General features: G+C 49.9%; 2 protein-coding genes. One reads left to right on the forward strand and one right to left on the reverse strand.

Annotated elements, in window-relative coordinates:
- Nucleotides 1-1,314 (forward strand): alpha,alpha-trehalose-phosphate synthase (otsA, locus tag NNO04_RS22355; RefSeq protein WP_271446511.1); only part of this gene is annotated, 1,314 nt, incomplete at its 5' end.
- A gap of 19 nt (nt 1,315-1,333) precedes the next feature.
- Here otsA and uspC read toward each other — a convergent pair.
- Nucleotides 1,334-1,762 (reverse strand): universal stress protein UspC, encoded by a 429-nt coding sequence (gene uspC, locus NNO04_RS22360; RefSeq protein ID WP_271446512.1) that lies wholly within the window; start codon nt 1,760-1,762, stop codon nt 1,334-1,336.
- Between the last annotated feature and the right edge of the window lie 252 nt (nt 1,763-2,014).

A 2,014-nucleotide genomic window follows, 5' to 3' on the forward strand; every position in this document is an offset into this window, starting at 1 on the left:
GGGCTGTGGTTCGGCTGGAGTGGGGAGACGGGGGACGAAGATAAGCCGTTGAAGAAAGTGACTCGCGGGAATATGACCTGGGCGTCTTTTAATCTGAGCGAGCAGGATTACGACGAGTATTACTGCCAGTTTTCGAACGCTGTTCTGTGGCCTGCATTTCATTACCGGCTGGATTTAGTGCAGTTTCAGCGCAATGCCTGGGAGGGATATCTGCGGGTCAATGCGTTGCTGGCAGACAAACTGCTGCCGCTGTTGAACGAAGACGACATGATCTGGGTCCATGACTATCACTTGCTGCCGTTTGCGAGCGAATTGCGCCAGCGTGGCGTGAATAACCGTATTGGCTTTTTTCTGCATATTCCGTTCCCGACGCCTGAGATTTTTAACGCATTGCCGCCCCATCATTCGCTGCTGGAGCAGTTGTGCGATTTTGATTTACTTGGATTCCAGACCGAAAATGACCGACTGGCTTTTCTGGACTGTCTGGCGAGTCAGACCCGAGTCACCACACGCAGTCGACGTCATACGGCCTGGGGCAAAGCATTTTGTACCGAAGTGTATCCGATTGGCATTGCGCCGGAGGAGATTGCGCAGCAGGCAAAGGGCGCGCTGCCGCCAAAACTGGCGCAGTTGAAGGCGGAATTAAAGAATGTGCAGAACATTTTTTCTGTTGAGCGGCTGGACTATTCCAAAGGGTTGCCCGAGCGTTTTCAGGCTTATGAGGCGCTACTGGAGCATTATCCCCAGCATCACGGCAACATTCGCTATACGCAAATTGCGCCGACGTCGCGTGGCGATGTGCAGGCTTATCAGGATATACGCCACCAACTGGAGACGGAAGCAGGGCGTATCAATAGCAAATACGGTCAACTGGGCTGGACGCCGCTCTACTATCTGAACCAACATTTTGATCGCAAACTGCTGATGAAAGTATTTCGTTATTCTGATGTGGGGCTGGTGACGCCATTACGGGATGGTATGAACCTGGTGGCGAAGGAATATGTTGCCGCGCAGGACCCGGCCAACCCCGGCGTATTGGTGCTTTCACAGTTTGCCGGAGCCGCAAACGAACTGACATCAGCGTTAATCGTTAATCCGTATGACAGGGACGAGGTCGCCGCCGCGTTGGATCGCGCATTGACCATGCCGCTTGCCGAGCGTATTTCGCGCCATGCGGAAATGCTGGCGGTGGTAATTAAAAATGATATTCATAGCTGGCAGGAACGCTTTATTCACGACCTAAAGGAAGTTGTACCGCGTACCGCCGAAAGTCAGCAGCGGAATAAAGTCGCGACCTTTCCTAAACTTGCCTGACATTCGCGCAGCGGGTGCTTTATTCACCCGCCAGCGGCACCAACAAAACATCCACCTGGCTGGCGCTGACCACACTTTTTGCAGAGCAGGACGCTCGCGAAAAGAAACTGTGGTTATGATTTCCGTAAATGACCAAATCCACTGCGTGTTTTCGGCATACATCCAGAATGTGTTCGTTGAGCTCTCCATACGTAATAAAGGTTTGCTCTATGGGATAACCTGCGTCACGACTGAGCGTATTAAGAAAATCCTGTGTCTCCTCCCGCATCACTTCGCGTAAATCCTCCAGCATCGGTGCTGCAAACTGGTTATAGATCTCAGGATCGGAGGCGAGGGTAATCAGACTAATGCGGGCATTGACGGGGCGCGCGATGGAAACGGCTTTGGCTAAAAGTTGGCGGCTTTCTGGCGTTACAGCAACGGCGACAAGAATATGGGTGTAGCTCATAACTCGCTCCTTATTATTGCAAGAATATGAGGTGGTAGTTCAGCTTTACTCTGTTTAAACCAATACTGCAACGCTTAGAGAGGGCAAATGTGTGAGGGGTATCATAATTATCTATTAGATATTCTTATGATTGAAATCGCAAAAAAAATCACCCGGAAGACATTATTGTGTGATTTAAATTAAATTCTGTGAGGATGAAAATGAAATGTTAATTGCAATGTAACAAAAATTAACATATAACCTATGGTAACT

Origin of the sequence: Citrobacter sp. Awk 4, from assembly GCF_028069725.1 — a bacterium.
Taxonomy (GTDB): Bacteria; Pseudomonadota; Gammaproteobacteria; order Enterobacterales; family Enterobacteriaceae; genus Citrobacter_D.